The organism is Kitasatospora azatica KCTC 9699 (genome assembly GCF_000744785.1).
Lineage (GTDB): Bacteria > Actinomycetota > Actinomycetes > Streptomycetales > Streptomycetaceae > Kitasatospora > Kitasatospora azatica.
The window spans coordinates 1,600,852-1,624,471 of sequence record NZ_JQMO01000002.1; the positions used below are offsets into that span (position 1 = coordinate 1,600,852).

Annotated in this window: 24 protein-coding genes; 9 read left to right on the forward strand and 15 right to left on the reverse strand. The window is 71.7% G+C overall.

Going from position 1 to position 23,620, the window contains the following annotated elements; translation table 11 throughout:
• The first annotated feature begins 108 nt into the window (after positions 1 to 108).
• Positions 109 to 1,767, forward strand: coding sequence for a sigma-70 family RNA polymerase sigma factor (locus tag BR98_RS07495; RefSeq protein ID WP_051969403.1), 1,659 nt, complete (start codon positions 109 to 111; stop codon positions 1,765 to 1,767).
• 56 nt (positions 1,768 to 1,823) lie between these two features.
• Here BR98_RS07495 and BR98_RS07500 read toward each other — a convergent pair whose 3' ends face one another.
• Entirely contained in the window at positions 1,824 to 2,129 is a 306-nt protein-coding gene (locus BR98_RS07500) for a hypothetical protein (protein WP_035841292.1), read from the reverse strand.
• 271 nt (positions 2,130 to 2,400) lie between these two features.
• On the opposite strand from BR98_RS07500, the gene BR98_RS07505 reads away from it, so the two are divergent.
• Together BR98_RS07505 and BR98_RS07510 are read left to right on the forward strand one after the other, a co-directional pair.
• Positions 2,401 to 2,841 carry a MarR family winged helix-turn-helix transcriptional regulator gene (locus tag BR98_RS07505; protein WP_035841294.1) on the forward strand — a complete coding sequence of 147 codons (441 nt, stop codon included), beginning with the start codon at positions 2,401 to 2,403 and terminating at the stop codon, positions 2,839 to 2,841.
• A gap of 100 nt (positions 2,842 to 2,941) precedes the next feature.
• Positions 2,942 to 5,011, forward strand: coding sequence for a S9 family peptidase (locus BR98_RS07510; RefSeq protein WP_035841295.1), 2,070 nt, complete (start codon positions 2,942 to 2,944; stop codon positions 5,009 to 5,011).
• 20 nt (positions 5,012 to 5,031) lie between these two features.
• Here BR98_RS07510 and BR98_RS07515 read toward each other — a convergent pair whose 3' ends face one another.
• Complete coding sequence (locus BR98_RS07515) at positions 5,032 to 5,382, reverse strand: hypothetical protein (RefSeq protein WP_157537461.1); 351 nt, start codon at positions 5,380 to 5,382, stop codon at positions 5,032 to 5,034.
• 191 nt (positions 5,383 to 5,573) lie between these two features.
• Between BR98_RS07515 and BR98_RS07520 the strand changes: the two genes are divergently transcribed.
• Positions 5,574 to 5,762: a hypothetical protein gene (locus BR98_RS07520; protein ID WP_035841297.1), complete on the forward strand. Its 189-nt coding sequence runs from the start codon at positions 5,574 to 5,576 to the stop codon at positions 5,760 to 5,762.
• A gap of 94 nt (positions 5,763 to 5,856) precedes the next feature.
• Here BR98_RS07520 and BR98_RS07525 read toward each other — a convergent pair whose 3' ends face one another.
• A complete protein-coding gene (locus tag BR98_RS07525; RefSeq protein ID WP_035841299.1) occupies positions 5,857 to 6,501 on the reverse strand; it encodes a DedA family protein in 645 nt (214 codons plus the stop codon).
• Between the two features lie 106 nt (positions 6,502 to 6,607).
• Between BR98_RS07525 and BR98_RS07530 the strand changes: the two genes are divergently transcribed.
• Together BR98_RS07530 and BR98_RS07535 are read left to right on the forward strand one after the other, a co-directional pair.
• Entirely contained in the window at positions 6,608 to 8,653 is a 2,046-nt protein-coding gene (locus BR98_RS07530; RefSeq protein ID WP_083976100.1) for a transglycosylase domain-containing protein, read from the forward strand.
• Between the two features lie 172 nt (positions 8,654 to 8,825).
• Complete coding sequence (locus tag BR98_RS07535; protein WP_035841301.1) at positions 8,826 to 9,218, forward strand: SCO5389 family protein; 393 nt, start codon at positions 8,826 to 8,828, stop codon at positions 9,216 to 9,218.
• A gap of 96 nt (positions 9,219 to 9,314) precedes the next feature.
• Here BR98_RS07535 and BR98_RS40145 read toward each other — a convergent pair whose 3' ends face one another.
• Positions 9,315 to 11,168, reverse strand: coding sequence for a hypothetical protein (locus tag BR98_RS40145; protein WP_051969406.1), 1,854 nt, complete (start codon positions 11,166 to 11,168; stop codon positions 9,315 to 9,317).
• A 395-nt stretch (positions 11,169 to 11,563) separates the two neighbouring features.
• Complete coding sequence (locus BR98_RS07545; protein ID WP_051969407.1) at positions 11,564 to 12,286, reverse strand: TetR/AcrR family transcriptional regulator; 723 nt, start codon at positions 12,284 to 12,286, stop codon at positions 11,564 to 11,566.
• Between the two features lie 218 nt (positions 12,287 to 12,504).
• On the opposite strand from BR98_RS07545, the gene BR98_RS07550 reads away from it, so the two are divergent.
• Entirely contained in the window at positions 12,505 to 14,241 is a 1,737-nt protein-coding gene (locus BR98_RS07550) for a S53 family peptidase (RefSeq protein WP_051969408.1), read from the forward strand.
• Between the two features lie 150 nt (positions 14,242 to 14,391).
• Positions 14,392 to 14,880, forward strand: a complete 489-nt coding sequence (locus BR98_RS07555) for a GNAT family N-acetyltransferase (RefSeq protein WP_035841302.1) — start codon at positions 14,392 to 14,394, stop codon at positions 14,878 to 14,880.
• A gap of 128 nt (positions 14,881 to 15,008) precedes the next feature.
• Here the strand turns inward: BR98_RS07555 and BR98_RS07560 are convergent, their stop codons facing one another.
• Together BR98_RS07560 and BR98_RS07565 are read right to left on the reverse strand one after the other, a co-directional pair.
• Entirely contained in the window at positions 15,009 to 15,305 is a 297-nt protein-coding gene (locus tag BR98_RS07560; protein ID WP_035841303.1) for a hypothetical protein, read from the reverse strand.
• Between the two features lie 2 nt (positions 15,306 to 15,307).
• Positions 15,308 to 16,378, reverse strand: coding sequence for a helix-turn-helix transcriptional regulator (locus tag BR98_RS07565; RefSeq protein ID WP_083976107.1), 1,071 nt, complete (start codon positions 16,376 to 16,378; stop codon positions 15,308 to 15,310).
• A gap of 100 nt (positions 16,379 to 16,478) precedes the next feature.
• Between BR98_RS07565 and BR98_RS07570 the strand changes: the two genes are divergently transcribed.
• On the forward strand, positions 16,479 to 17,021 hold the full coding sequence (locus BR98_RS07570; protein WP_035841305.1) for a DinB family protein: 543 nt from the start codon (positions 16,479 to 16,481) through the stop codon (positions 17,019 to 17,021).
• A 16-nt stretch (positions 17,022 to 17,037) separates the two neighbouring features.
• On the opposite strand, the gene BR98_RS37590 is transcribed toward BR98_RS07570, so the two are convergent.
• The 8 genes from BR98_RS37590 to BR98_RS07610 all read right to left on the reverse strand — a co-directional run bounded on the left by BR98_RS37590 (position 17,038) and on the right by BR98_RS07610 (position 23,569).
• The gene (locus BR98_RS37590; RefSeq protein WP_232247273.1) at positions 17,038 to 17,550 is read right to left on the reverse strand and encodes a DUF4231 domain-containing protein; all 513 of its coding nucleotides are present in this window, start codon (positions 17,548 to 17,550) and stop codon (positions 17,038 to 17,040) included.
• Positions 17,551 to 17,644: 94 nt separating this feature from the next.
• Positions 17,645 to 18,115, reverse strand: a complete 471-nt coding sequence (locus BR98_RS07580) for an NUDIX hydrolase (protein WP_051969409.1) — start codon at positions 18,113 to 18,115, stop codon at positions 17,645 to 17,647.
• A gap of 20 nt (positions 18,116 to 18,135) precedes the next feature.
• Entirely contained in the window at positions 18,136 to 18,933 is a 798-nt protein-coding gene (locus BR98_RS07585; protein WP_035841307.1) for an STM4013/SEN3800 family hydrolase, read from the reverse strand.
• Positions 18,930 to 19,427 (reverse strand): hypothetical protein, encoded by a 498-nt coding sequence (locus tag BR98_RS07590; protein WP_035841309.1) that lies wholly within the window; start codon positions 19,425 to 19,427, stop codon positions 18,930 to 18,932. Before BR98_RS07590 ends, BR98_RS07585 begins: the two co-directional genes overlap by 4 nt.
• On the reverse strand, positions 19,411 to 20,061 hold the full coding sequence (locus BR98_RS07595) for a dTMP kinase (protein WP_035841311.1): 651 nt from the start codon (positions 20,059 to 20,061) through the stop codon (positions 19,411 to 19,413). The genes BR98_RS07590 and BR98_RS07595 overlap by 17 nt, the downstream gene beginning before the upstream one ends.
• Positions 20,058 to 21,053, reverse strand: a complete 996-nt coding sequence (locus tag BR98_RS07600; RefSeq protein WP_035841313.1) for a radical SAM protein — start codon at positions 21,051 to 21,053, stop codon at positions 20,058 to 20,060. The genes BR98_RS07595 and BR98_RS07600 overlap by 4 nt, the downstream gene beginning before the upstream one ends.
• Positions 21,054 to 21,237: 184 nt before the next feature.
• Positions 21,238 to 22,542, reverse strand: a complete 1,305-nt coding sequence (locus BR98_RS07605; protein ID WP_083976111.1) for a helix-turn-helix domain-containing protein — start codon at positions 22,540 to 22,542, stop codon at positions 21,238 to 21,240.
• Positions 22,543 to 22,660: 118 nt separating this feature from the next.
• Entirely contained in the window at positions 22,661 to 23,569 is a 909-nt protein-coding gene (locus BR98_RS07610; protein ID WP_035841314.1) for a LysR family transcriptional regulator, read from the reverse strand.
• Positions 23,570 to 23,620 lie beyond the last annotated feature (51 nt).

The following is a 23,620-nucleotide window of genomic DNA, read 5'->3' on the forward strand; positions in this document are numbered from 1 at the left end:
AGTTCGGTTGGTCGGCGGAACCTGGTGATTCGGCGAAGGGTTTCCGTTATCGGCCGGGTCCGACCGGGTCTCCCACAGTGGACGGGTCATTGAGGAGAGTGGGCACGGGTGGACAGGGACAGGTACCGCGATGTGGCGGACCGGGCGCGGCTGGGGGACGAGAGTGCCCGGCAGGAACTGCTCGCCGGCCACCTCCCGCTGGTCTACAACATCGTCGGCCGGGCGCTGAACGGACATCCGGACACGGATGACGTGGTGCAGGAGACCATGCTGCACGCGGTGAACGGGCTGCCCGGGCTGCGCGAGCCGGGTGCCTTCCGCAGCTGGCTGGTGGCGATCGCGATGAACCAGGTGCGTCACCGCCACCGGGCCCGCCAGGCCGACCGGAGCGCCCAGGCCAGCGGCCCGCTCGATCTCGACCAGGCCAGTGAACTGGCCGACCCGGCCGGTGACTTCGTCGGCCTGACGATCGTCCGCCTCGGCCTGTCCGGGCAGCGGCACGAGGTCGCCGAGGCGACCCGCTGGCTGGACGAGGCCGACCGCGAGGTGCTGGCCCTGTGGTGGCAGGAGGCGGCCGGCGAGCTGAGCCGCCCGGAGCTGGCTGCGGCGCTGGAGCTGAGCCCGCAGCACACCGCCGTGCGGGTGCAGCGGGTCAAGGAGCGCCTCGACGCGGCCCGCTCGCTGGTCCGGGCGCTGGCAGCCCGGCCGGGCTGCCCCGGGCTGGCCGAGCTGACGGCGGCTTGGGACGGCACGCCGGGAGCGCTGTGGCGCAAGCGGATCGCCCGGCACGTCCGCGACTGCGCGCCCTGCCAGGGGCAGGCGCGGGACCTGGTGCCGGCCGAGGGTCTGCTGGCGGGCCTGGCGCTGCTGCCGCTGCCCCGGCACCTCGCCACTCAGCCGGTGTCGGCGAGCCTGCCGACCGGCTCCCACGGCGCTGGTGGGCACCGGGCCGGCAACCGGTCGGGCACCCGGCCCGCCGGACGGCGCGCAGCGCGCCTTCGGGCCAGGACCCGCGGCCGACGTCGGCGTCTGGCGGTGGCCGCGCTCGCGGTGCTGGCCACCGTGGCGGCGGCGGGCCTGGTCTGGGACGGAGTGCGGCCCGCCGGGGACCCGGCGCCCCGGGCCGGCGGCGCGCCGACCACGCAGGCCGAGTCGATCTCGGAGGCCATCCCGGGCACGGCGGGTGTGCTGGTGGACGCGGTGGCGGGCGGCCTGCCCTCGGTCACGCCCGCGCCGGTGCCCAGTACCACCCCGCCCTCGCCCTCGGCGCCGCCGAGCACCGCCGCCCCCACCCCCACTCCCACCCCCACTGCTGCCCCCACCCCCGCACCGACGCCGAGCCGCAGCTCGGCCGCCCCCCGCACGCCCACCAGCCCGAACGTGGCGGCCTATCAGCAGCAGGTGCTGGACCTGGTCAACTCGCAGCGGTCCCAGAACGGTTGCGGCCCGCTCAGCTCCAACGCCAAGCTGCAGCTGGCCGCCCAGCGGCAGTCCGACGACATGGCGGCCCGCCAGTTCTTCGACCACACCAACCCCGACGGCGCCGGCCCCCAGCAGCGGATCGACGCGGCGGGCTACCAGTGGAGCAGCTGGGGCGAGAACATCGCCCGCGGCCAGAGCGATCCGGCCTCGGTGATGGACAGTTGGATGAACAGCCCCGGCCACCGGGCCAACATCCTCAACTGCGCCTTCAAGGAGATCGGCGTCGGCGTCCACCTGGGCCCCGGCGGCCCCTGGTGGACCCAGGACTTCGGCTCCCCGTCCTGAAAACGAGCGGTCCCGCTCACCGGGCAGGCCTGGTGAGCGGGACCGTCGACGGACCGTCAGTGCACGTCCTCGCCCGGGGGCTCGGGTGTCTCGACCGGCAGCGCCGCCGCCTGCACCTCGGCCCGACCGAGCGCGAGGTGCGCGGCGCAGGCCACCACCACCCAGGCGAGACCGCCGCTGTGGGTGTAGGCATGGCCGGCGGTGTGCAGCTGCTGCTCGGTGCCGCAGTAGAGACAGGCGTTGGCGTGCAGCTGTTCGCCACTGACCAGCAACTGCTGGGCGGGCCCCTCGATCGGGTGGTAATCGATCGGAATCGGCGGCCGGGCGGCGGTGAGCTGGTGGGATGTCAGGTCCGAGGTCATCGGGTCAGCTCCAGGGTGAGAACTCCAGGGTCCTGGGCGGATCCGGCTCCGGTCACCCTGTGTGGCCGCTCGACTCCGCCCATATGCTCAGACTGGCCCTGCCGCGCGGCGACCGCACCCCGGATGGTCAGATTGGCCACCCTTTTCGGCTGAACGCTCGTCATCCCCCGGCCATCGTGCGTTACCCCAGCCACTGCAGCAGCGGGTTCAGCGGCCACGCCTCCCAAATCATTCCAGGACAGAACGATTTCCAGATGCTACCGTTCCTCCCATGAATGACGTCACCCCCTTGCCGGCCACCACGACCTTCCGGCTCGGCGCCCTCGGCAGCATCGTCACCGCCCGGTTCACCGAGCGGATCGGGGCGCTGGGCCTCAAGCCGAAGGACGTCGGCCTGCTCACCCTGCTGCACGACGACGGCCCGGTCTCCCAGCTGGAGGCCGCCCGCGGCATGGGCGTGGCCCCCAGCCTGATGGTCACCGTCGCCGACCGGCTTGAGGCGCTCGGCGCACTGCGGCGGCTGCGCGACCCGGGCGACCGGCGCCGCCAGCACCTGGTGCTGACCGAGCAGGGTCGGGCGCTGCTGGCCCGCTGCGCCACCACCGCTCAGGAACTGGACGCCGAGCTCACCGCGGGCCTGGACGAGCGGGACCGCGCGGCCCTCAACCACGCACTCGGCCGACTCGCCGCCGCCAACGGCCTGCCGCACTGAAACGGCTGCATTGAAACGGCTGCATTGAAACTGCCGTGCTGAAGCTGCCGCACTGAAAAATCGGGCCCCCTGGCACCACAGCAGGTGACAGAGTGTCAGGATGCCGACCACCTCGCTGCCCGCTCAGCTCATCCGCACCCGTCGTTTCACGCTCGGCGTCCCGGGCCGGTTCACCCTTCGCCCGGACGGCGCCACCGTCCTCTTCCTGCGCAGCCGGGCCGGCGACGACCCGGTCGGCTGCCTCTGGTCGCTCGACCTGGACACTGCGGCCGAACGCCTGCTGGTGGACCCGGTCGAGCTGCTCGGCGGCGCGACCGAGCGGCTCTCCGAGGAGGAGCGGACCCGGCGCGAGCGGACCCGCCAGCAGGGCGGCGGCATCGTCGGGTACGCCACCGACGCCACCGCCGCGCTGGCCGCCTTCGCCCTCTCCGGCAGCCTGTGGACGGTCGACACCGTGACCGGCGCGGCCCGCCGGCTGCCCGCCGAGGGCCCGGTGGTGGACCCGCGCCCGGACCCGACCGGCCGCCGGATCGCCTACCTGAGCGGCGCCGCGCTGCGGGTGATCGAGGCGGACGGGACCGGCGACCGGGCGGTGGCCGTCCCGGACGGGCCGGAGGTCTCGTTCGGGCGCCCCGAGCACGTGGCCGCCGAGTCGATGGGCCGAACCCGCGGCTACTGGTGGTCCCCCGACGGCGAACGCCTGCTGGTCGCCCGGGTGGACGAGTCCCAGGTCCCCGTCTGGTACATCGCCGACCCGGCCCAACCGGCCCGTCGCCCCCGCTCGGTCCGCTACCCGACCGTCGGCAGCCCCAACGCCGAGGTCACCCTCTGGCTGACCGACCTGGACGGCACCCGCACCGAGGTCCGCTGGGACCGGGCCGCATTCGAGTACCTGACCGAGGCCGGCTGGGACGCGCACGGCCCGTTCGCCGCCGTGCAGACCCGCGACCAGCGCACCGTACGCCTGCTCGCCGTGGACCCCGGCGACGGCGCCACCAGCACCCTGCACGAGCAGCACGACGAGCACTGGGTGCAGCTGCTCCCCGGCCTGCCCGCCCGCACCGCCGCCGGCGCCCTGCTCGGCTTCGCCGACGAGGGCGCGACCAGGCAGCTGACCGTCGACGGAAAGCCGGTCACCGAGCCCGGCCTGCAGCTGTTCGAGGTGCTCGACGTGGACGGCGAGGAGGTGCTCTTCGCCGCCTCCGCCGAGCCGACCGAGGCGCATCTGTGGAGCTACCACCCCGAGCGCGGCATCCGGCGCCTGACCGAGCAGCCCGGGCAGCACACCGGCGCACTGCGGGCCGGCACGCTGGTGCACACCGCCCGCTCGCTGGACTTCCCCGGCAGCCGGACCACCGTGCGACGCCCCGACGGGCCGGCCGTCCCGATCACCTCGAAGGCCGAGACCCCGGCGCTCGCACTGCGCGTCGAACTGTCCGCCGTCGGGCCCCGCGAGCTGCGCACCCAGCTCTTCCTGCCGTCCTGGCACCGGCCGGGCGACCAGCCGCTGCCGGTGCTGCTCGATCCGTACGCGGGCCCGGCCATGCAGAAGGTGGTCCATGCGCAGAGTGGGCTGACCCAGGTGTCGCAGTGGTTCGCCGAGCAGGGCTTCGCGGTGCTGGTGGTGGACGGCGCCGGCACGCCGGGGCGCGGCCCGCTCTGGGAGCGCGAGGTGGCCGGCTCGATCCTCGACCCGGTGCTGGACGACCAGGTGGCCGCCCTGTACGAGACCGCCGAGCGCCGCCCCGAGCTGGACCTCGGCCGGGTGGCGATGCGCGGCTGGTCGTACAGCGGCACCCTGGCGGCCGCCGCCGTCCTGCGACGACCGGAGGTCTTCCACGCCGCCGTGGCCGGCGCCCCCGTCACCGACCAGCGCCTGTACGACACCCACTGGCGCGAGCGCTTCCTCGGCCTTCCCGAGGAGCACCCCGACCGCTACGACTCCTGCTCACTGCTGCTGGACGCGCCGAAGCTGCGCCGACCGCTGCTGCTGATACACGGGCTGGCCGACGACAACGTCTTCCCGGCCCACACGCTGCGGCTGTCCAGCGCGCTGCTGGCGGCCGGGAAGGCGCACGAGGTGCTGCCGCTCAGCGCGACCACGCACGCCGCCAACAACTCCCAGCTGCTGGGCCACCAGCTGGCCTTCCTGCGGCGCAGCCTCGGCTGAGCGCCGACCGGCCCCGGGGCTCAGGGCTGGACGTCGCTGCGGCCGCAGACCCAGGCGAGCGCGTCGTGCACACCGCGGGCGTAGTCGCGCAGTTCGGCGTCCATCCGCAGGTCCAGATGGCGGACCTGGGCGGCCTGCTGCTCGGCGCCGAGCTGCGCCGGGCAGGGGCCCTCGGGGCCGCTGGCGACGCTGGCGGTCACCGGGGCGAGCCGGCTGCGGCCGAGCGCCCAGCGGTAGCCGTCCAGCGCGCCGTGGTGCGCGTGCGAGGGCTCGAACGGGGTGTCGCCGATGTACTCGAGGCGCGCGAGCGCCTCCTCAACCTGCTCCCGGGAACGTGCCCCGACCCGGGACGTCACTTCGTGGCTGGTCATGACCGCAGACTAAGCACGGCCGGGCGGGCGGGCGCGCCCGGACGGCCAAGGGGGCGAACCGCGATCCGGAGTTCCGGCACGGCCATTTGTGGCTACTCGCCGGTCCCAGGTGCGCGGGCGGGCATGTCGGCTCCACACTCGTGAGTGCAGGGCCATCCGGCCGACCGCGCCCCGACCAACGGAGGCTTCCCATGTCCGAGCCCATCGACAGCGAGTCGCCCACTCCCGACCACCTGCTGCACACCGGAGCCGAGCACCCGGTCGACCCGGAGGACCTGGTGATGGCCTCCGGACGGGACCTCACTCCGGAGCGCGTCGAGAGGGCGCGCCAGGCGCTGGCGCGGGACGGCGCCGCTGCCGTGGAGCGTGTGCTCCCCTGACCACCTCCCCCACCGCCGCCCAGGGCGCCGCCGTTCGGCCCATCTCGGAACGGCGGCGCTTCGCTCCGGGCGGCGCTCCGCGCTGACGGACAGCTCACTCGGAGCCGCGGCGCTTTCGCAGCACCCAGCGGACCAGTAGCGCGAGGACCAGGGCGACGACGGCCAGCAGCAGGTAGAGCTGGAAGCGCAGCGCCTGCCGGTAGACCTGGTCGATGTTGCTCCCCGCCAGGTACCCGACCGCGCTCCAGACGCCCACCCAAGCGACCGCGCCCAGGATGTTCCAGAGCAGGAAGCGGCGGAAGGGCATCTCGGTGGTGCCGGCGATGACCCCGTTGGTCTGCCGCAGCACGTCGATGAACCGGGCGCCCAGCACCACCTTGCCGCCGTTGCGGGTGAAGAACTCCTCGGACTTGTGCAGCCGGGCGCCGGTCAGACCGACGTAGCGGCCGAAGCGGTGCACCAGGGCCCGTCCGCCGGAGCGGCCGAGCAGGTAGCCGAGGCAGTCGCCGAGCACCGCGGCGAACAGCGCGATCGCGACCACGCCGGCCAGCGAGAGCTTGCCGGCGCCGGCGTAGACGGCGGCCAGGATCAGCACGGTCTGCCCGGGGACCGGGATCGCGGCGTTGTCCAGCAGCACCAGCAGGCCGACCGCCAGGTAGCCGTAGTGCTGGAGGAAGGGCGCGAGCGCGGCCAGCGGCCCCGGGAGCTCGGGAGCCGGCGGGGTCGTACCGGGGGTCATCGGCGGCACCTCGAAGATCCGTAGACGCACATTGTCGCAGGCTTGTGACAGAGGACGCCCACCTTTTGGTCCGATTTACTCATCTTTCGTGCCTAGAGTTTTCGGCATGACTTCGTCGCAGATGGGCAAGTTTGTCCGGAACAGCAAGCTCACCGCCAGGTTCCTGGGCGTCAGCGCGGCGGCCGGCGTCCTGACCGCGGGTGTCGCGGTCCCCGCCGTCGGCGGGCTCGGACTGACGGCCAAGAGCGCGGTCGAGGACTTCCAGAACCTGCCCGACGACTTCACCACGCCCCCGCTCTCGCAGGCGTCCACCATCTACGACGACGCCGGCGGCGTGATCGCCACCGTCTACGACCGGGACCGCACGGTGGTGGCGAGCGACCAGATATCCCCGCTGATCAAGTCGGCCCTGGTCGACATCGAGGACAACCGCTTCTACGACCACGGCGCGATCGACGCCAAGGGCGTGCTCCGGGCGATCAGCAACAACGCCTCGGGCGCCGGCACCCAGGGCGCCTCCACACTCACCCAGCAGTACGTGAAGAACGTCTTCGTGGAGGAGGCGGGCGACGACCCCGCCGCGGTGCAGGCGGCCCAGGCGCAGACGGTCGGGCGCAAGCTCAAGGAGATGAAGTACGCGATCAAGGTCGAGGAGACCCTGACCAAGGACCAGATCCTGACCAACTACCTGAACATCACCTTCTTCGGCGAGCAGGCGTACGGGATCGAGGCCGCCTCGCAGCGGTACTTCAGCAGCTCCGCGAAGGACCTCAGCCTGCCGCAGGCCGCGCTGCTGGCCGGCCTGGTGCAGTCGCCCAGCGGCTACGACCCGGTGGCCAACCCGAAGGCGGCCAAGGAGCGCCGGGACACCGTCCTGAAGAAGATGGCGGAGTACGGCACGATCTCCCAGGCGCAGGCCGACGAGGCGATCAACAGCCCGGTCACGCTCAATGTCAGCCGCCCGCAGCAGGGCTGCATCACCGCCCAGCAGGGCGCGGGCTTCTTCTGCGACTACGTGAAGAACCAGGTGCTCGCCGACCCGGCCTTCGGCTCCAGCGCGCAGGCCCGCCAGGCGCTGTGGAAGCGCGGCGGGCTGCAGATCCACACCACCCTGGACCCCAAGGCGCAGGCCGCCCTGCAGACCTCGGTGACCAGCCACGTCTACGCCTCCGACAAGGCGGCCACCGCGATGACCGTGGTGCAGCCCGGCACCGGGAAGATCGTGGCGATGGGCCAGAGCCGGCCGTACGGCTTCAACGCCAACCAGACCCAGATCAACTACAACGTCGAGAAGTCGATGGGCGGCGGGATCGGCTTCCCGACCGGCTCGACCTTCAAGCCGATCGTGGCGGCGGCGGCACTGGAGGGCGGCATCACGCCCTCGCAGTCCTACGCCTCGCCGTACAGCATGCAGTGGCCGGCGATGACCGACTGCTCCGGCGGGAAGTACAAGGCGGGCGGCGAGGTGCACAACGACAGCAGGTCGCTGGTGGGGCCGTTCAGCATGGCGCCCGCGATGGCGCAGTCGGTCAACACCTACTTCGCCGCCCTCGAGGCGGACACCGGACTGTGCAGCGTGGCGCAGATGACCAACAAGCTGGGCATCAACCAGCAGGCCGGCGGCGACAAGCTGGCCGTGACGCCGGCCATGGCACTGGGCACCAACGCCCTCACCCCACTGGAGATGGCCAACGTCTACGCGACCTTCGCCGCGCACGGCACCTACTGCACGCCGACGGCGATCGACAGCGTGACCGGCCCGGACGGCAAGCCGATCAACGTCCCGCAGGGCAAGTGCACCCAGGCGATGTCCTCCGACACGGCGGACGCCGTGACCACCATGCTCAAGGGCGTGGTGCAGGACGGCACCGGCAGCCCGGCCGGCCTCACCGACCGGGACAGCGCGGGCAAGACCGGTACCACCAACGACAGCAAGCAGGTCTGGTTCGTCGGCTACACGCCCGAGCTGGCCGGCGCCACCGTGGTGACCGACACCGACAGCCCGAAGCCGCTGGACGGCCAGAGCATCGGCGGCAAGGTGGTGGACCAGGCCTTCGGTGGCACGCTGGCCGGGCCGATCTGGCGGGACTCGATGGCCGGGGCGCTCAAGGGGACCACGCCGACGGCGCTGACCACGGTGCCGCTGCAGTAGCCGCAGTAGCCGATCGGGGGCGCCGGCTCGTCTGCTGGCGCGTCGGCTGGTGTCGGCTGGCATGTCGGCTGGCGTGTCGTTTGACAGGGCGTCAGCGAGTGATCCAGGATCAGTTATTGGAAATGGCTTTCATTTTCCAAACTGTGCTGGTCTTGTGAGAGGACGTGCCCCCATGTCTCTGACTGTCTCCCCCGAGTTGCTCGCCCAGGCCGAGGCGGGCGAGGTGGCCGAGGCCGACTTCGTCGCCACGGTGCGCGAGTCGCTGCCCTTCGCGTACCGGATGGTTGAGGGCCTGACCGCCGAACTCGCCGCCGGTGACGTGCCGTTCGCCGACAACCAGATCGAGCCGCCGTCCGACGCCGAGCGCGGCCAGCTGCTCCGGGCGATGGCCAGCGACGCGATCCGGGGCAGCCTGGAGCGGCACTTCCGGGTGCGGCTGGCGTTCATGAACTGCCACCGGGTGGCGGTGTTCCCGATGGGCGCCGAGCAGGGGGCGGAGTACCGCAGCTTCACCTCGATGCGGGCGCAGCTGCTGAACCAGACGCCGGAGCTGCGCAGTTGCTGAGGCCGTGAGTCCGTCTAGTTGGTGAGCAGCACAGGGCCCGGCCTCGAGCACTTCGCTCGGGGCCGGGCCCTGTGCTGCTAGCGGGGTGTTGCCGGGTCAGTCCGTGGAGCGGGCGGCGGAGACCGCCGCGCCGAGGGCCTCCTTGATGCGGGGGCCGAGGCGAGCGAAGCCGAGCTCCTTCATGGCGGCGCGGAGCAGGTCGTCGTCGCTGCGCTCGACCGAGTCGCCGTCGATCCAACGGACCAGGGCGAGCAGTTCCTCGGCGGAGTAGGCGGTGACCGGGCGACCCGGGGTGAGGTCGGGCTTCTTCGGGCGCCGGGCGTGCTTGGTGGCGCCGGACTCCTCGGGGAGGGGCTCGGCGGCGGGCTCTTCGACGAGCGCCTCCTCCGCGACCGGCTGCTCCGCGACAACGGGCGCCGCGACAACGGGCGCCTCGACGACAGGCTCCGCGACTGCGGGCTCCTCGACGAGCGCCTCCTCCGCGACAGCGGACTCCTCAACAACCGGCTCCGCGACTGCCGGCTCCTCCGCGACAGGCTCCTCGACAGCCGGCTCCTCCGCGACAGGCTCCTCGACAGCCGGCTCCTCCGCGACAGGCTCCTCGACTGCCAGCTCCTCGGCGACAGGCTCCTCGACAGCCGGCTCCTCGGCGACAGGCAGCTCCGCGACCGGCTCCTCGGCGGCAACGGGCTCCTCGATGACGAGGGGCTCTTCCTCCAGGGCGGGGGCGGGCGCCTCCTCCTCTTCGAGGGCGGGAGCGGCTGCCTCCTCCTCCACCACCGGGGCGGGCGCCTCCACCTTGGCGGGGGTGATCACCTCGGCAGCGGGCTCCGGGGCCGGCCCCGGGATCAGGATCTGCGCGGCCACCTCGGCCACCTCGGCCACCTCGGCCACCTCGGGCTCAGCAGCGAGCTCAACCTCAGTCTCGACCTCGGCCTCGACCTCATCGTCGGCCTCGGCCTCGGCCGCAACCTCGATCTCGGCTTCCGCCTCCGCCTCGGCCTCGTCCTCGAGCTCCGCCTCCGCCGCAACCTCCGCCGCGTCCGAAACCGCTGCGGCCCGCAGGTACTCCGCATACGCAGCCTGCGCCACCGCCCGGTCCGCCCGAGCGGCCGTCAGCTCCGTGAGCAGCTCGCCGAGGCCGTCCGCCTCCAGCTCGCCGCGCAGCGTGCGCAGTTCGGGCAGGCGGTAGAGCGTGCCCTCGTCTGCGGCGAGCGCCTCCACCAGCGCGGCCAGCTCCTCGAACCCAAGCTCCGTCAGCTCACGGTCCGCCAGCAGCCGTGCCAGCGCGCGCAGCGCGGCGGACAGCGTGTCGGCCGCCAGCGCGGTGCTCTCCAGCAGTTCGGCGTCGACCGGTCGGGCACCGGTGGAGGTGCCGGCGGCGGGGGCCAGTGCCTGCCACTCGGCGCGCTCGGCGGCGGCGGCGACCAGGGCGGCGTGCAGCGCGTCGCGTCGCGGGCGGTCGGCGACGGCCAGTCGGCGGGCCTCCGCGCGCAGCCGACGGCGGTTGCCCCAGGAGAGCTTGAGGCCGCGTTCCTTGCGCCAGCTGCCGTTGGCGGTGGCTGCCGCGAGCGCGTCCAGGTCCGCCTCGTACGCACCCGAACGCAGCGTGGTGGCGGTGTCCTGGACCCGGCGCAGCAGGGCGACCAGGGTCACCACCTCGGCGACGGTGGCCGGTTCGCGCAGCGCGGCCTCGGCGGCGAGCCGCTCGGCGGCCTCGCGCAGGATCGCCAGGTCGCAGTCGCGCACCTCGGCCAGCACGGTGGAGGCGGCGCGCGCCTCCTCCGCACCCGTGACCGTCCCGGCGGCGGCGTACCAGGCGTGGGTGTCGGCGGCCAGCGTGAAGCCGCCCAGCTCGGCGTACCTGAGCAGGTTCTCGCCCAGGTCCGGTGCGGGGTCTGCGGCCGGACCGGCGGAGCGGTCCTGCAGCGGTACATCAGCGTTCTGCACGGGAAGCACTGTCATGGGAACGTCCGGTTCGTGGCGGGGCGGGCTGCGGCAGGGGGGGTGAAGCTGGAGACGGCCCGGCGGGCGCGGGTGCAGCGTAGTCCACGTCCTGCGGGTCCGTGCTGGTAGGTCAGGATACGGGTGGGCGTTCGAGCCTTGCACGCACCCGACCGTCCAGCGCCGGTCCGGCCGGTCCTGCCGGACAGGCGCTAGCTGCCACTGTGCCGCGCCGACGCGGTCGAGTGCCGTGTGACACGCGCCCGAACGACCCGCCGCACCCCGGCCGGAGGAGGTTCCGGTCAGGGTGCGGGGGTGGTGGCGGACGGTCCGTCAGGCGGTGGCGGGAACGGCCGCGTGCGCGGCGCGGACCAGCCGGTCGTTCTCCGGGGCGCCGCCACCTATTCCGCTTTGCGTGATCTCCTCGCCCGCCGGGCCGGTTTGGCCGTCGGCAGTTGCTCCAGCAGCAGGTCGAGGCCGCCGGCCAGCTCGCTCGGCGCGTCGTAGTCGCCGAGCAGCGGGGCCAGCTCGCGCAGGTGCGGGTATTCGATGACGGGTAGTCGGTGCAACCCGAGTCGCAGCAGCGGGTCGGGCTCGTCCGGGTTGTCCACCACCGGTCGTTTCTCCACCAGCAGGTAGCCGAGCACCCAGCCGACCAGTGAGCGGTAGAGCCGCAGCGTGGTGTGGTCGTCGTAGCCGCCCTGGGAGAGCAGGTCGAGCATCCGCTCGTTCAGGTGCAGCATCGGCGCGGGGCGACGGGAGATCGGGATCGCCAGCGGGCGGGTGACCACCAGCGGGAAGACGGCCGGGTGGGCGGCGGCGACCGTGCAGAAGACCTGGGCGATCCGGTGCACCTCGCGGCGCCAGTCGCCGGCTCGGACCGGGCCCAGCTGGTCCAGCACCTCGCCGTAGAAGGCCTCGACCATGCCGTCCAGCAGCGCGTCCTTGCCGGAGGCGTAGCGGTAGAGCGCCATCGGCTCGACCCCCAGCTCGGTGGCCAGCCGGCGCATGGTGAGCGCGGCCAGGCCTTGACGGTCCGCCAGCTCGATCGCGGCGGCCAGCACCTTGGGCCGGGTGAGCCGCCCGCGCGCGGGCACGGCCCCACTTGCCGCTCTCGCCACCATGGGGGGCTCCTCCTCGCTCCGCCACCCCCTCGACCCTGCACTGACTCTGCACGCTCTTGACTCTGTACCCCCTTGACTCCCCCGCTATCAAGGGTAAAGCTAAGTATACAAAGTACATGTCCGACGTATGCGTACATGCGAAGTATGCCCTGTACGCCTCTCTCCCTGCTTGTCTTCTCCAGGCCTCGCCGAACCGGGGCCGAAAGCTGGTGACACCCATGTCGCGCAGCCCCTACCTCGCCCTACCGGACAGCGACCGCGTCCCGCGCCCCGGCGCCAAGTTCGCCGGCCCGGCCAGCCCGACCGAGACCCTGTCCGTCACCGTCTACCTGCGGCGCGACCCCGACGCACCGGCCGCGCCCGACCCCAACGAACTGGCCCTGGTGCCGCCGACCCAGCGCGTGGTGCCGGACGACGCCGCGTTCGACGCCTCGCACCGGGCCGCGCAGGCCGACCTCGACGCGGTCGAGCGGTTCGCCGCCGAGCACAACCTGATGGTCAGCGCGGTCAACCCGGTGGCCCGCAGCATGCGGTTGTCCGGCACCTCGGCCGACCTGTCCGCAGCCTTCCAGGTCACCCTGGCCCGCTACCGCTACCAGGACCGCGACGAGAACTGGCGCACCTACCGCGGCCGGGAGGGCGCGGTGCACGTGCCGACCGAGCTGGCCGGCGTGGTCACCGCCGTGCTCGGTCTGGACAACCGGCCGCTGGGTTCCAACCTGCTGCACCGTCAGGCGGCTCGGATGCCGATGGCCGATCTGGCCGCGGCCGACACCATCGCCGAGGCGCTACCGGCCGGCACCTTCCTGCCGGACGCGCTGGCCGGGCCGTACTCCTTCCCCGTCGGCTTCGACGGCACCGGTCAGACCGTGGCGGTGCTCGCCTTCAACGGCGAGACCCCGCCCGGCACACCCTCCGGTGGCTACAAGCTGGACGCCCTGCAGACCTACTTCACCCAGGTGCTGCACCTGCCGATGCCGCAGATCAGCAACGTGGTGGTGCACGGACCGGGCAACGACCCGGGCCGCGACGACCGACTGGCCGACCGGATGGACTCCACCGGCGAGATCATGCTCGACCTGCAGGTGGTCGGCGCGCTGGCGCCGGGCGCCAAGATCGTCGTCTACTTCAGCGAGTTCACCGAGCAGGGCTGGGTGGACGTCCTCAACGCGATCGTCACCGACACCACCAACCGGCCCTCGATCATCTCCGACAGCTACGGCAACCCGGAGGCCGTCCCGGGCTCGGCCTGGACCAGGATGGCGGCCAACGCGGCCGACAAGGCCTTCGCCCGGGCGGCCGAACGCAACATCAGCTGCTGCTGCGCCTCCGGCGACGACGGCTCGCGCGACCAGGCAAGTGACGCCCTGGCGCACGCCGACTTCCCGGCCTCCAGCCCGCACGTAACGGCCGTGGGCGGCACCCGACTGGTGGTCAGCGGGCCCACCGTGGTCAGCGAGACGGTCTGGGACGACGGCCCCGGCAGCGCCACCGGCGGCGGGGTCAGCAGTTGGTTCCCGGTGCCCGTGTGGCAGGCCGGCACCAACATCCCGCCCTCGGTCAACCCGCCGCACCGCAGGGGACGCGCACTGCCGGACGTCTCCGCACTGGCCGACCCCGCCACCGGCGTGATGATCATCAGCGTGGACGGGCAGCACCTGGTGCAGATCGGCGGCACCAGCGCGGCCGCACCCCAGTGGTCGGCGCTGCTGGCCCGGATCAACCAGGCTCTGGGCGCCCCGGTCGGCTTCCTCAACCCGCTGCTCTACACCAAGCTGGCCAACGGCGTGCTGCGCGACATCGTCAAGGGCAACAACGGCCTCTACGCGGCCGGCATCGGCTACGACGCCTGCACCGGCTTCGGCTCCCCGGGCGGCCAGGCCCTGCTGAACGGCCTGAAGGCCCTGAGCGCCGTCCAGACCCCCGCCCCGTCACCGACGCCGGCTCCGGTCTGAGGAGTCGCTGCACTGTTGCGGCTGACAGGCTGACAAGCTGACAAGAGGTCAGGAGGTCAGGAGGTCAGGAGGTCAGCCGCAACTGCGGGCCGAGCTGCCGCCCTGCGAAAAACCTTGGCGGCACCGCGGCCGCAGCGGCATTCTGTGCGCATGCTGATCAGGGAAGCCGACACCGAGGACTGGCCCGCCATCTGGCCGTTCTTCCACAAGATCGTCGCTGCGGGCGAGACCTTCACCTATCCCGTCGATCTCAGCGAGGACCAGGGACGGGACTGGTGGCTGCTGTCGGCCCCGAACCGTACGGTCGTCGCCGTCGACGATGCCGGCACGGTCCTGGGCACGGCGAAGATGAACAACAACCACATGGGCAACGGCTCGCACATCGCCAGCGCCAGCTACATGGTCGACCCGGCGCACTCCGGGCGGGGCGTGGGTCGGGCGCTGTGCGAGTACACCGTCGAGTGGGCGCGCGCGGCCGGCTTCCGGGCGATGCAGTTCAACGCGGTCGTCGAGACCAACGTGCATGCGGTGAAGCTGTACCGCTCGCTGGGCTTCGAGGTGCTGGGCACGCTGCCGGAGGGGTTCCGGCACCCGACGAAGGGCTATGTCGGGCTGCACATCATGCACCGCCCGCTCTGACGGGCTGTTGGAGGACGGTCCGGCAGCAGTCGCGGCTCCTCCACGCAAGAAGGCGGAGCCGCGGCTCCTCCGCGCAAGAAGGCGACGCCAAACCTGGCGTCGCCTCAGCGGAGGATCGGAACGGAACGTCAGGAGGTCACGACGTTGAACGCCGGGAACACCTTCGGCTGAGCGTCGCCGACCCCGAGGTCCCGCAGGATCGGAACGATGATCTCGCCGAACTTGGCGAAGGACTCCTCGGAGTCCCAGACGTCCGTCACGAACCAGCCGGTGGGGCTGGGGCCTGCGATGTGGGCGATCAGACCGGGCACCGGCCAGTCCGAGCTCTTCTTGGCCGGACCGCCTCCCTTGGTCACTCGGTTCGCGCTTTCCTCGTACTGGGCCTGGGTCACACCGGGCATGTCGAACACAGCGATGATCGCCATGATCACTCCGTCTCGTTGAGGGGCATTGGCTTCTCCCAGTCGACCGCCCCGACCTCCCGCCCGCGCGCTGGCGTACGCCGTCCGACGGAGGCCCGTCCTGGGACTTCCTCGGCTGCCCGGCCGAACCGGGCACTCCATTCCCGCAGTTGCTCGACCAGCTCGGGCGGCTCCAGGACCCGGAAGTCGACCCCGATCGCGCCGAGCGCCATGGTCGGCCAGTCCAGGGAGTCGCTGGTCATCCGCACCCGGCAGTGCTCGGGGTCGACCTCCTCCACCGTGGCCCAGCGGCCGATCCGCTCGCGCACCGCCGCGGCCGGGCCGTCCACCACGACCTCGACCTGGTACGGGCGGGGCGCGCCGATCAGGCCGGCCCGGACGAACTCGGCGGCGTCACCCCCGGGCAACTCCCGAGGTCGGAAGCGTGCGCCGCCGCCCTGCGGCGCGGCAAGGCGATCGAGTCGGAAGCTGCGCCAGTCGTGCCTGGCGAGGTCGTAGGCGACGAGGTACCAGCGGCGCCCGAGGCAGACCAGCCGGTGCGGCTCGACCTCCCGCTCGGCGTGCCGGCCGTCGGCCGTGGTGTACGAGAAGCGGAGCCGCTCGCTGTCCCGGCAGGCGAGCGCCGCCACGGTGAGCGCCTCCGGATCGATGCCGGAGGCGGCCGCGCCGGCCGCCTCGCCCCAGTCCGCGGGCACGGTCACCGCCCGCAGCGCCTCGGCCCTGCGCCGCAGCCGGGTCGGCATCACCTGCACCACCTTGGCCAGCACCCGCACCGACGCCTCGGCGATGCCCTCCACCGCCCCCTCGGCAGCGGCCTGCAGCCCCACGACCAGCGCCACCGCCTCCTCGTCGTCGATCACCAACGGCGGCAGCGCCGCGCCGGCGGCGAGCTGGTAGCCGCCGTCCACGCCGCGCTGCGCCTCCACCGGATAGCCCAGCTCGCGCAGCCGGTCGATGTCGCGGCGCAGGGTCCGGGGCGAGACGCCCAGGCGCTCGGCCAGCTCCTCGCCCGGCCAGTACCGGTGGGTCTGGAGCAGGGAGAGCAGTCGCAGGGTGCGGGTGCTGGTGTTCGCCATGTCGACGATTCTCCCGGGAATTCAGGTCAGAAAGTGACCGCTGTGCTCCCTAATGTGGAACTCGACCGACGGAGCAACAGCAACGGAAGGCGAAGACCTCATGAGCGAGACCCTGACCACCACTGCCCCGGCCGTGACCGGCGAGCGCGCCGACCTCCTGGTCGCACTGGCCAAGCAGCGGCACTTCCTGCGCTTCACCACCCGTGACCTCACCGACGAGCAGGCCGGGCAGCGGACCACGGCCAGTGAGCTCTGCCTGGGCGGCCTGATCAAGCACGTCACCTCGGTCGAGCGGCTCTGGGCGAACTTCATCGTTGACGGACCGTCGGCGATGCCCGACTTCTCCGCCTTCACCGAGGCCGACTACGCCCGCCGCGCCGACGAGTTCCGCATGCTGCCCGGCGAGACCCTCGCCGGTGTGCTGGCCGACTACGAGACGGTGGCCCGGCGCACCGACGAGCTGGTCACCGCCCTGCCCGACCTGAACGCCACCCAGCCGCTCCCCAAGGCCCCCTGGTTCGAGCCCGATGCCGAGTGGTCGGCCCGCCGGGTCCTGCTGCACATCGCCACCGAGACCGCCCAGCACGCCGGCCACGCCGACATCATCCGCGAGTCCCTGGACGGCGCGAAGAGCATGGGCTGAGCACCGCTCGGCCGAGTCAGGGGCTCGCGCCGTCGCGCCCCTGACTCGGCTGGTCGAGTTGCTGCTCGCGCTTGCGCTGCTCGTCCTTCAGGCTCTCGACCCGCTCCGCGAACACGCGCATGGCCTCCTCGTCGTTCGCCTGGCCGTACGGCCCGATCCGCAGCTGGACGGAACTGAGCTCCTGCTCGATGGAGTCGGCGGTCTGCTGCAGGTAGAAGCTCCGCTCACGGAACTTGAAGTATCCGGTGAAACCCGCCGACACCCCCACGCTGAAACTCAGCACGATCGTGCCCCACTTGAGCTGCGGGTAGTAACTCTCCAGACCGGCGAGGCTCGTGGTCCCGAGCGAGCCGATGATGACGATCGCCTGGAACCAGTTGTGCACCCGCCGGTACCGCTTGCTGCTGAGGCGGACGTCCTCGATGTAACCGGGTGTCGAATCCCGGTACGAGAAACGGTGTATCTCCAGCGGCAAGCTGAGCCTTGCGGCGTAGAGCCCGCGCCTCTCCTCGGCGACGTCGAGTTCCAACCTCAGCTCGGCGGTTGAGGCCGATCAGCTGCTCCAGCGGCCCACTGGTCTCCGTACTGCTTGTCATCTTCCCCCGATCAACACCCACCGCACCCTAAGGCAGCCCGCGGCCCGCTACGCGTCCACCCCCAGCACCCGGGTGCCGGTCGGCAAGCAGGAGGGCCAGCGGTCCGCCCTGGAGGAGGAACCGCCCGTCCTCAACAGCGGCGAGTGCGTCCTGCATAGGCCACCACATCAGCTTGAAGCCCTCCTCACCGGGTGCGAGTTCCTGCGGGCCGATGGTCAGGTCGCGGGCCTCGTAGAGGTGCAGGCGTGCCGTCGAGCCGGGAACGATGGCGTAGGAGCCCAGAGGACGCCACGTCTCGGCAGTGATCCCGGCCTCCTCGCGCAGTTCGCGCCGCGCGCACTCTTCCGGGGTCTCGTCGCCTTCCTGGCGCCCTCCGGGGAGGAACAGGTACTCGCCACCGTGGTGGGGGAACGGCGCGGCCAGCAGGGCGACCAGGCCGTTGGAATCGCGAGCGGCGATGACGGCCGCGTCCCGGGTGGGCAGCTGGGTGTCGGTCATGGACGGAGCGTAGGACGGGCTCAGACCACCATGCAGGCGAACGGCACGTTCATCACCGTTGGGTGGGCGATCCCGCGGCCCATGTAGCCGTCCTCGCCGAAGGCGTCGCCGTGGTCGGCGCACATGATGATCAACCACCGTTTGGTGCTGGTGAGGGTGTCGATGAGGTTGCCGAGGTGTGCGTCGGCGTAGGCGAGGGCTGCGCTCTGGGACTGCCAGGAGTCGGAGCTGTCGCCAATGTAGTGGCCGTGGGGGACGTGGGTGGCCGAGACGTTGACGAACAGGAACAGCGGCCGGTCGAGGCGGTTGGCAGCAACGTCGAGGGCGTGTTCGACTTGGTAGCGGGTGGAGTCGGGCTCGGGCGAGCAGAACTCCGGCCGCCAGTAGTCCTCGTCGAACATGTTCGGGAGGACCGAGCCGAGCGGCGTCTCGCGGGAGAAGTAGGTCACGCCACCGATGCAGACCGTGCGGTAACCGTGCTGGCCAAGGCCGGTCAGGAGATTCGGGGCGTCGAACACGAACGTCCTGGGGTCGACGGTCTTGAAGGCCGGCGGCCGGCACTCCCACAGTCGCGGCGGCTGCTTGGGTTGGGGAAGCTTGGGCAGGAACCCTGAGAAGAACGCCAGGTGGGTGGGGAGCGTGAAAGTGCCGGGCGTGCGACGCTCCTCCCACTGTCCGCCGGGCAGCAGGCCGGCCAGGCGGGGGGTCTGGCCGGAGTGCGTGGTCGCCCTGGCCACGTCGTAGCGCAGGGAGTCCAGCGTGACGAAGAGGATGTTCGTCCGGCTGTCGATGATGGTTGCGGCGTCGATCACGGTCATCCTTCCGCAGTGGCGAAGTGCATGGCGATGTCGTGCCGGTTGACGACTCGGCCCCGGGCGGTGTCGTTGACGGGGATGGGCACCTTGCCGCGGGCGATCAGGTCGCAGATCCGCTCCAACCCGCCACCGACGCGGATCGGCGTGCCGTCAGCGGCGAACAGGCGGATGGTCACCTGGGCCCCAGCGGTGGTGATCAGTGCGCCGGGAACCCGCAACGCCCGGATCGCATAGGCCAGGAGCTCTTCCCCGCCCCCACCGACGACGGAGACGGTCGCCGCGTAGTGCCGGCAGTTGATCGCGCCTCGGCAGAACAGACTGGTGTACTCCTTGGCCAGGTCGGCGCCGTCGTGGACCAGTGCGACGCCGTGGGACTCGGTGACCAGGACGAGACAGGAGGCGACCCACCAGGCTACGGCGGGGTGGATCTCTCCGGGGTGGCAGCCGTGGATGCGGTCCTCGGCGAAGAGGGTGGGCAGGTCAACAGGGTTGAGCACGGGGGCTCTCCTCCAGCAGGGCGTGGATCTCCTCGGCCAGCTCTTCAGGGGTACGTCCGTCGGTGCTGATCTGTGCGCCGGTAGGGTCGGTCGCGGCGAACAGCCGGTACAGCTCCTGGATGTGGGGCACTAGGCCGGGCCTGCGGGTCAGGAACCGGTCGGTGGTTGCCCGGTGGGGGCGGGTCTCGATTCGGTGCCGGATCTCCTTCTCGGAGGTCTCCAGGTACACCGTCAGATCGGGCCGGGGCAGATAGCCGAGGTAGGGGCTGAACGCGGCAGTCGCCACGTCCAGGTCGAGGTTGTTGACTGCGGCGTGGCTGACGATCACCGAGGCGATCCACCGGTCCGCGATCAGGTTCCCGCTGACCAGACGACGGCGGGCGAAGTCGGCGGAGTCCAGCGCCCCGGCCAGGTGGAAGGCGAACTGGGTCAGGGCCCCGCCATGGTCGTTGACGTATCCGATGAGGCCCGCGAGGGGCTTAGGGATGACGTGCATGGTGTCGGCGGCCAGACGGTCGGCGAGCAGTCGGGTGAGCGTGGACTTACCCGATCCGCTGATCCCTTCGAGGACCAGCAGGGCGCCATTTCGACCGGTGACAGCCGGCTGGTAGCAGGGGTGTAGGCCGGGGCTCACAACCTTCCCTCCGTGAATGCGGCGACGTGGGCGGCCACGGAGGCCGCGACGGCAGCTGGGGCATCGGCGTGGTCGAGCAGCGCGGTGAGGTCGAGCCGCAGATCCTCGCGGAGAAGGCACGGCATCAGGCCGCCGGCATGGTCGAGCCGCAGGGCCCAAAAACCCTCAACACACTGCGGCCGGACCGGGCAGGTGCCGCACTGGCCAACGTGGTGGCGGCCGAGCGCGCGGTGAATGACCTCGACTTCCAGGCCGTCGACAGTGAATACACGCCGGCCCTGGCCGACCCCCGCGATCTCCACCCGCTCATGACGGGTCAACGTCCGCAGATGGGAGACCAGAGCGTCGGCAGAGACCGCCGAGCTCTGCCCGGGGGCGTTGAAGGAGGTGTCGACCAGCTCGATGAACTGAATCGGCAGCCGTCGCTGGAGCGCGTAGTCGAGGATGCTGCTGACTTCGTGTTCGTTCTGGCGCTGGAGCAGGGTGTTCAGCTCCACCTGCCCGAAGACTTCCCGCGCAGTATCGATGCCGTTCAGCACGGTCGCCACCGGGAGCCGGGTCCGGGCGATGTCCCGGAACGACTCGTCGCTGAAGTAGTGCAGCGACACTTTGATCTTGTCGAGCGGGGTCTCCCGCAGCCACGGAAGGCAGCGGGGCAGCAGGATGCCGTTGGTGATGAGGGCGAACGTGACGTCGGGTGCAGCGAACTGGTGCATGCCCTCCAGCACGGGCCTGGCCAGCTTCGAGGCCAGGGTCTCGCCGCCGGTGAAGTAGACGCGCTTGAGGCCGTGGCCGATCAGCGCGCCGATGATCACTACGTAGTGGTCGGCGCACAGGACGCGCCGGCGCGGCTGCTGGCTGGCGTCGTCCACGGTGGTGCCGGGCGGGACATCGCCTTCGTTGTGGCAGAACCAGCACGCGACGTTGCAGTCAGGGCCGACGGAGACGCGGAGCTGACCGTTCAGCGCCGCGAAGTTGTGCAAGGCGGTCATATCCGCGCCGGTGGCCGGGGCGGCCGGACGCGCGCGAGACGGGCAGTAGGCGGGGGTGGGAGTGGTCCTGTGCATCGGCATCAGCGGGGCCTTCGGCAGCTGGGACTTGGTGGATGTCCTCAGTGAACTGCCGGGCCCAGGACCGCTTCCGTAGCCGGACTACGAGTCGTAGTCCAGCTACGGGTCAGACGATCCGGACGCCCGCGCGGGCGGCGAACTCCCGGACACCGATCAGCTTGCGGTCGTGCCGCAGCAGTGCGGAGGCAAGGTCGCGGACGGCACCGCGGCGGATCTCCTGCGGGGCGGCCTGCTCGGCGGCCAACAGCGCCTTGAAGCACTGCTCGGGCTTGTTCCATTGGTCGAACGCGCGCGCCACGTCGGTGAAGAAGCGGGCCTGTCGCTCGGCGGTGGGCAGCGCTGTGGGATCGATAGTGGCGGCCAGCTCGATCGCCCGGCCGGCGTCGCCGAGCTCGTAGTGCACTGATAGCTCGTGCAGGGCGACACCCTGGATGTCATCGACCAGGCCGGCAGCAGCGGCGCTGTCGGCGGCCTCGCGGATCAGGGAGTGCGCGTAGGAGCGGTCACCTGTCTTCGCGGCGGTGTACGCGGCGGTGGCGTAGAGGTCGCCGCGGGTGGCCAGGCGGGCGATCTCCGGCACGGACGTGTCCGCGAGGAGTTCCTCGGCCGCGACGACCACGATGTCAGTTGCCCGAGGAAGGCTGCCCTGACGGCGCCAAGAGCTGGAAACCATTCGCTGGGCCTCGGCGGTGACCAGCGGATCGCCACCGATCCGAGCGGAGGTCAGCGCGCGGTCGGCGGTGATGGCGACGAGGTTGTTGTCGCCGATCTTGATGCACACTCGGGCGGCGAGGTTGTAGAGCTGGGCGACGTTACGCGCGGAACCCTCCGGCGTGCCGACGGCCTGAGCGGCAGTGATCCGGCCGGGCAGGGCCTGAGCGAGAGCGTCATAGCGGGCCGCCCGGAACTCCTGACGGGAGGTCACCAGCGAGGCGGCAACCCCAGCCGGGGTCGGGTCACGCCGAGGCGGCGGGATTCGGTCTGCCCCGTACAGCAGGAGGTCTTCCAGGGAGGCCAACGGCGCCGACGCCGCAACATGAGCGGACCGCTGCCCAGCGGCCGGGGGGAACAGGGCGGCAGCCGCCAGGGCCATGAACGGGCGGCGTCGCACATCGTCCTCCTCAGCAGCGGAAGTGCTCGTCAGCGTAGCGGAGGAGGACTTCCGGCTGCGTGATCTCACGCGGTCGGCGGCCGGTTGCGGCAACGCGATCAGCTCGGCGAGGTCGAGTTTCAGTACCTCGGCCAGCCGCTGCAGGAGCGTGAGGTCCTTGACCTGCTGCAGGTCCCGCTCAACCTGGGACATCCAGTCCTCACTCCGCCCGACCTCAGTGGCCAGGCGGAGCTGGGTCCACCCCAGCATCGACCGCCGGAGCGAGATGAACGATCCGAACGTCCTGCCGTTGTCCCCCACCGCAGACCCCCGCGGCTCGTGTCCAGTCAGCTACAGAAAGCTACCGTACCGAGCGGCGGGATCACTCTCCAGCTGTAGCGAGTCGCTCTCAGCCCGCCCGTGCGGTCGGGCTAGGTCCTCACTCCAGCACCCGGGTCCCGGGCGATAGCTGCGCCTCGCCTCCCGCCACGTAGCTGATCAGCGCCTCGCGCATCGCGTCCGCCGCGCGGCTCAGCGGGACCTCGGCGCCGTGGGCGAGCGCGATGGTGCGGCCCATTGCGGGGTCGGCGAACGGGGTGACCGTCAGGCCGCTGCGGGCTGCGACCATGCCGGGGACCACGGCTGGGCCCAGTCCGGCGCGGACGAAGCCGAGGACGGCGTCCATCTCGCCGCCCTCGACGGCGAATTCGGGGGTGAAGCCGGCGGCGCGGCAGGCGGCCAGGGTGGCCTCGCGGACGTCGTAGCCCTCGCGGAACATCACCAGGGGCTGGTCTCGCAGGTCCTCGATCCGGGCGCGTCGGCGGTGACGCGGGGAGTGGGCGGAGACCAGGACCAGGTCCTCGTGGAGGAGTTCGACCACTGCCAGACCGGCTCCGTCAGACGGGGTGATGATCAGCGCCAGGTCCAGCTCGCCGGCCACGAGCACCCGCACCAGGTCGCGAGAGCCGTCCTCGCGGACCAGCAGTTCCACCCCCGGGTAACGGGCCCGGTAGGCGTTCAGCACATCGGGGACCAGGCTCGTGCACAGACTCGGCGGGGCGCCCAGCCGGACTCGGCCGCGGCGCAGCGAGACGGTTTCGCGCACCGCTGCGCGGGCACTGTCGGCGTCGGCCAGAATCCGCCGAGCGAGCGGGAGCAGTGCCTGGCCGGCGTCGGTCAAGGTGCTGGCACCTCGGCCGCGATGCACCAGCTCTGCGCCCAGCTCCCGTTCCAGTGCGCGGATCTGCTGGGAGAGGGAGGGCTGGGCGACATGCAGGCGCTCGGCCGCCCGGGTGAAGTGGCCGAGGTCGGCCACGGCGAGGAAGTAGCGGAGTTGCTGGAGCTGCACACTGCCATCATAGAGAAGATCTATCGTGGCAAGGCGAATCATGTCTTGGAC